The sequence below is a fragment of the Rhizobium sp. SVR5-2C genome (genome assembly GCF_056755115.1).
In genome coordinates this window covers 1-6,068 of sequence record NZ_JBNDHT010000226.1, presented here as the reverse complement: position 1 = coordinate 6,068, position 6,068 = coordinate 1, and the positions used below count along the sequence as shown (strand labels likewise).

Genomic DNA, 6,068 nt, shown 5'->3' with positions numbered 1-6,068 from the left:
GCCCTGCCGGAACGCCCTCGGCCACGACTTCGACAACAGCGCCGATCGAGGAGCCGTTCTTGCGGATGGTGTCGAGATACTCTTCCCATACCGGAACGATTTCTGCATCCGGCGAGAAGAACGGGTTCTGGTCCACCTGATCCCAATCCCAGTTCTGCCGGTTGATCTTGTGCTTGCCGATCTGGATAAGCGCAGCGCGAACCTTCATCTCCGGAACAACAAGGCGCGCGATGCCGCCGGCTGCGACACGGGCCGCCGTCTCACGCGCCGAGGAGCGGCCGCCGCCGCGATAATCGCGGATGCCGTATTTGACGTCGTAGGTGTAGTCCGCATGGCCGGGACGATACTGCCGGGCAATCTCGCCGTAATCCTTGGAGCGCTGGTCGGTGTTCTCGATCATCATCGAGATCGGCGTGCCGGTGGTGATCATCGTTTCACCGTCGGCATCCGGCATCACGCCGGAGAGCACCTTCACGAGGTCCGCCTCACGGCGCTGCGTCACGAAACGCGATTGGCCGGGCTTGCGCTTGTCGAGCCACACCTGAATATCCTCGAGCTTGAAACGCAGGCCGGGCGGCGTGCCGTCGACGACGCAGCCGAGTGCGGGCCCGTGGCTTTCGCCCCAGGTTGTTACGCGGAAGAGATGACCGAATGTGTTGTGCGACATGTGTTCCGACCGGATGAGCGCAAACTCCGGTCGTCACCGGCTGCGCCATACTTCCAAAATTCGGGACACTCATAGGCCAAAAAGCCTTGCGGGCAAACGCCTTTCTTTACCGAAAAATACTGCGACCAGAGAATCTGTTTCCGCAAATCGTGAACGATGAACTCAGGAGGCAAGCCGCCAGGCCTTGCCGTCCGCCGCTGCGTCTGCGAAGGCCTCGAAGGACAAGGGGCGGGAGAAGGCGTAGCCCTGCAACAGGTCGCAGCCGAGATCGCGCAGCATGTGCGCGTGCGAAACAGTCTCGACGCCTTCCGCCACCGTTTCAACACCGAGCGAGCGGGCGATGTCGATGATCGAGTTCACCAGCGCCCGTTCCTGCGGCGAATGGAGGATCGGCTGCACGAGCTGGCGGTCGATCTTGAGCCGCTTCGGCTTCAGCTTCAGCAGGCTGACGATCGACGTGTGGCCAGTACCGAAATCGTCTATTTCGATATCGATGCCGAGCGCCTTGATGCGGTCGAGATTGTGCGCCGCCACATCCTCGCTCTCGTCGAGGAAGATCGATTCGACCAGCTCGAAGGAGAGCTCGCCGGGAGCGATCTGCAGGTCGAGTAGCGACTCGAACAGGCTTCCGTCATGCAGCCGGCGCGCCGAAACATTGACCGAGACCTGCGGTACGGCAACGCCGAGTGCCGCCCAGCGCATCTTGTCCTTGAGCGCGGTTTCGAGAACGATGCGGTCAAGCACCTGCACGACGTTGATCTCGTCGGCGATGCGCAGGAACTTGTCGGGCGTCAGAAGACCATGGGACGGGTGGTTCCAGCGCACCAGCGCTTCGACGCCCGTCAGCCGCATCGTCCTGGCGCAGAACTGCGGCTGGTACCAGGCCGTGAATTCGCCGTTTTCGAGCCCGGCAAGGATTTCGTCGGCGGTGCGCTTGCTGTTGACGACGTCGGCCTGGAGGTTCTGGTTGAAGAACTCGTAGCGGTTCCGGCCCAGGCTCTTTGCACGATAGAGCGCGATATCGGCGTTGATCAGAACCTGGCGAGCGTCGACATCGATGCCGTCTGCAAGGGCGATGCCGATCGAAACGCCGCAGCGGCAGGCGAAGCCCTCGAAATTGATCGGCTGGCGCATTTCCTCGATGATCCGGGCCGCAAGTTCAGTCATATCCTCGGCGTTGGCATCGAGGACCAGAATGACGAATTCGTCGCCGCCGATGCGCGCAACGACATTGCTGACTTGGGCATTCTGCGAAAGCACCTTTGACGCATGCACCAGCATCGCATCGCCCGCGGCATGCCCGAGCGTGTCGTTGATTTGCTTGAAACGATCGAGGTCGATATGGAGGATGGCGAATTTCTGCCGCTGCGACCGGCTGTCGAAGGTCAGGTTTTCAAGCGCGATATCGAGCTTGCGCCGGTTGGCAAGTGCGGTCAGCGGGTCGTGCAGCGAATTGTGCTCTATTCGATCCTTGGCTCGTTCTAGTTCGATGTTCTTGGAAACCGCGTCGTCCTTTGCCGCCTTGAGCTGAAGCGTCAGCAGCGCGTCTTCGGTAGCGTCGAAGGCCACGCCGATCAGCTTCGCCTGTCCCGTCGCGGTTTGGTGCACCTTGCCGGTGGAGCGGACGTAGCGAACACCGCCGTCTGCGGTCGGTACGCGGCAGATAAGCGTATGGGTGTCGCCAACCTGCTTGAAATGCTCCGCACTTTCGAGTGCAAGGCCACGGTCCTCCGGATGAATGCAGGAGAGCCAGACATCCTGGGTCATGAAGCCACGCCGTGGCTCCAGCCCATAGAGTTCGTACATGCGCTCGTCCCACATGGAGCCTTCGACGCCCAGCGTCGTTTCCCAGATGCCGCACAGATTTGCATCGAGTGCGAGATCAAGGCGGGTGGAAAGCTCCGCAAGTTCCGCTTCGCGGCAGGAGAGTTCGTCCAGCGCCTGTTCCAGTTCGGCATTCTTAGTGTCGCTGGTTTCCTTGGCCTTCCGCAGCATTTCGGCCGCCTCTGCGTCTGCAGTCACGTCCGCGACGATGCCGATCGTTCGGCCGATTCCGCCTGCATCAGTGTAGAAGGCGCCGACGGATCGCAGATGCCGGATGCTTCCGTCGGCGAGCCCGACACGATACTGTGCCGTGCAGGAGGTGCCGGCGACGCTGCAATTGAAGAAGTGCATCTCGGCGATCGGCCGGTCCCCCGGCACGATCGCTTCAAGCCAGGTCTCGAGCGGCCGGCTTCCCTCGCCCGATGCCTCACCGTAAAGGGCTGAAGCGCGTGCGTCCCAATAGAGGCGGTGCCCGTGATCCTGAAGCTCCCAAATGCCGATATTGGATGAATCCAGCGCAAGATCCAGCCGCTGGGAAAGCTCGAGCAGTTTCGCCTCGCGAGCTTCGAGCTCGCTGACGTTGCGGTTGCGCTCGCCAAGGAGCAGCGTGGCCAGGAAGATAGGAACGATGATGACGCAGCCAGCCGCGACAATGATCAAGCGAAGCTGAACCTGGTTCGGCGGGGGAACGTTCCATCCGCTTGTCGGAGCGGCAGAAAGTTCCCAGCGACCGCCCGCAAATTCGATCTCGCGACGGACGGGCTGCTTGTCAAGCACATCGGCGCTGCCGAAGAAGGGAAGAGCCTTGCCCGCCGCAGCGGTGTTCAGGTCGCGCAAGGCGATCGAAAGATGATCGAGATGCGGGTAACGCCGCTGGTTTTCAATATTGTGAGCAGGCGTCAGGCCGGTGTTTTCGTAGAACATGTCCCGGTCGATTGCGACTTCGACCGCACCCCAGACCTTACGCTGCCCCTTATCCTTGACGAAAATCGGGAAGAAGATCGCAAAGGCATCCGTGCCGCCCGTGGTCTTGATGGGACCGTAAAAGCGCGCCTGCTGGTCTCTGGTATAGTAGGTGACGGGATGGCGCCGCATTTGCAATTCGCCTACGTCCTTGCCGATGCGGTCCTTGCCGGATTGCGGCGGAAAGACGTTGCTGACCACGAAATTGGGTGCGACGGCTATACTGAGGAAATGCGGATTCTGGATGAGCAACCAGTTTATCTGCCGATTCATTTCCTCTTCGTTGCTGTTCGCGCTCAGCGAAATCACGTTGGCGAGATCGCGGACAACAGTGATGTCGATGTCGATCTGCGCTACCAGCCGTGCTTGAAGGAGGCTTGCTTCGTTTTCCGTGCGAATTTGCAATTCGCGAAGATGCGCCGCGGTATTTGCATGATCGAGCGTGAAACCGACTACGACAACGACAAATGCCACAAGAGCCGACACGAGCAGTGAAACACGGGTATTTTTGAATACCCGCCGCAACTGAATCTTGCCGCCCAGCCCGAAAAGCACAGTATATCTCCCTTCTTTTTCGGACAACTCTAGGGAGAACGAGTTAATTTACGATTTCATGCTCGTTTGTTACCAATATTTAAGAAAAGACTAATGGAGAGTGGCTGCCCTTGATTATCGTTTAAATGCTGTTCATCAATTGGGCGCGCGAAGTCATTCTTACGGGCAATTTTCGCCATATTCAGGAGTTTAGCTGTGCTTGATCGGATGTTAGCGACGAGTCTGAAGAGGTTTGCTGCAATGCGTTTTTTTGTTGCCACGCTGCTGGCTACAGCAAGTTTCCTCTCGCCCATCAGCGGCTTTGCGGAAAGTGCCGACGTCGAAGCGACGATCAAGAAGGTCGACATGACCAACCTCAGCCTGACGCTCGATGACGGCAAGACCTATCAGGCTCCAGAGGAATTTAACTTCGACGGACTGAAGGCTGGCGTGAAGGTTGTGATCTTCTACACGGAAGTGGACGGCAAGCGGGTGATCAACGACCTCGATATTGTCCAGTGACGGCGGCTAGAGCCAACCGATAAGCCTCTCCGCAGTGTCGATTTTCAGGATACGGTCCTGCGGAATTTCCCCCTCGGCAGCCTCATGCTTCGGTAAATCCGCGATCATCTTGAAAAGGCTCCTGATGACGCCGCCGTGCGTGGCGCAGACGGTTGGACGCTCGAGTGAATTCAACCAGGAGCGGGTACGCCACGACATGATCTCGTAGCTTTCCGCGTCGTCGCCGGGCGGGATGAAATCCCACTTGTTGAGGTTGCGTTCGATAATGCGTTGGCGTTGCGTCGCCTTCAGCTCCCTGATCGTGAAGCCTTCCCAATCCCCGAAGGAAACTTCGACCAACCGCTCGTCGGTCCGGTAGTCCTTCGGTGCCAGTCCCATGGCGGTCCGCATGATCTCCATCGTCTCCCGCGTGCGTCCGAGCGGACTTGCAACGAAATCGAAGGGGATTGCCTCGACTTTCAGAAGCTCGGCCATGTTGACGCCGTTCAGCCGCGCCTGTTCGCGGCCGATGGCATTCAGCGGAATATCCTTCTGGCCTTGCAGACGACGTTCGGCATTCCAGTCGGTCTGACCATGTCGGACGACGTAGATGAGCAAGGCAGATTCCGTTTGATTGGACTTCGGTCAGTCCTTGATAACCGAAATATCCGGCGCGTCTACCGCCTTCATGCCGATCACATGATAGCCGCTGTCGGCGTGGTGCACTTCACCGGTGACCGAACGCGCGAGATCCGACAGCATGTAAAGGCCGACGTCGCCCACTTCCTCGATGGTAACCGTACGGCGCAGGGGCGCATTGTACTCATTCCATTTCAGGATGTAGCGGAAATCGCCGATACCGGATGCTGCGAGCGTCTTGATCGGGCCTGCCGAGATCGCATTGACGCGGATGTTCTTCGGTCCGAGATCGACTGCCAGATACTTGACGCTGGCTTCGAGAGCGGCCTTCGCGACACCCATGACATTATAATTGGGCATGACCTTCTCGGCGCCATAATAGGTGAGCGTCAGCAGCGAGCCGCCATCCGTCATCAACTTCTCGGCGCGGCGCGCCACGGACGTGAACGAATAGACGGAGATCTGCATCGTCTTGGCGAAATTGTCCGGCGAGGTATCGACGTAGCGGCCGGTCAGTTCGTCCTTGTCCGAGAAGCCGATTGCATGAACGACGAAGTCGATCTTGCCCCACATCTTTTCGACGTTGGCGAAAACCTCCTCGATGCTCGCTTCGTCGCTGACATCGCAGTGACCGGCAAGCACGCCGCCGAGTTCGGCAGCCAGCGGTTCGACGCGTTTTTTCAGAGCATCGCCCTGATATGTAAAGGCGATTTCCCCGCCCTGTGCATGAATGGCTTTGGCAATGCCCCACGCAATCGAACGATTGTTGGCGACGCCCATGATAACGCCGCGCTTGCCTGACATGAGGCCTGTTGCTTGAGCCATATTTTGCCCCCTAATGATCCAATTGGGAATTTGCCTATGGCATAGGCCGTTCACCGGTTCAAGATTGCGAGCAATCATCAACTGTTAGGTATGGTAACAAAGGGTGCGCTTGTCA

General features: G+C 58.7%; 5 protein-coding genes. 1 reads left to right on the top strand and 4 read right to left on the bottom strand.

From position 1 onward, the window contains the following. Together aroC and ACPYOI_RS34250 are read right to left on the bottom strand one after the other, a co-directional pair. Window positions 1–667, bottom strand: a 667-nt coding sequence (gene aroC, locus ACPYOI_RS34255) for a chorismate synthase (protein ID WP_481424030.1), incomplete at its 3' end; no start/stop codon positions are given. 162 nt (window positions 668–829) lie between these two features. Next, window positions 830–4,009 carry an EAL domain-containing protein gene (locus ACPYOI_RS34250; protein ID WP_481419970.1) on the bottom strand — a complete coding sequence of 1,060 codons (3,180 nt, stop codon included), beginning with the start codon at window positions 4,007–4,009 and terminating at the stop codon, window positions 830–832. Window positions 4,010–4,249: 240 nt separating this feature from the next. Here ACPYOI_RS34250 and ACPYOI_RS34245 point away from each other — a divergent pair, with 240 nt between their 5' ends. After that, a complete protein-coding gene (locus ACPYOI_RS34245; RefSeq protein WP_481419969.1) occupies window positions 4,250–4,510 on the top strand; it encodes a DUF1344 domain-containing protein in 261 nt (86 codons plus the stop codon). 6 nt (window positions 4,511–4,516) lie between these two features. On the opposite strand, the gene ACPYOI_RS34240 is transcribed toward ACPYOI_RS34245, so the two are convergent. Together ACPYOI_RS34240 and fabI are read right to left on the bottom strand one after the other, a co-directional pair. Further along, window positions 4,517–5,107, bottom strand: a complete 591-nt coding sequence (locus ACPYOI_RS34240; RefSeq protein ID WP_481419968.1) for a histidine phosphatase family protein — start codon at window positions 5,105–5,107, stop codon at window positions 4,517–4,519. Window positions 5,108–5,134: 27 nt separating this feature from the next. Next, the gene (gene fabI, locus ACPYOI_RS34235; RefSeq protein ID WP_481419967.1) at window positions 5,135–5,953 is read right to left on the bottom strand and encodes an enoyl-ACP reductase FabI; all 819 of its coding nucleotides are present in this window, start codon (window positions 5,951–5,953) and stop codon (window positions 5,135–5,137) included. Between the last annotated feature and the right edge of the window lie 115 nt (window positions 5,954–6,068).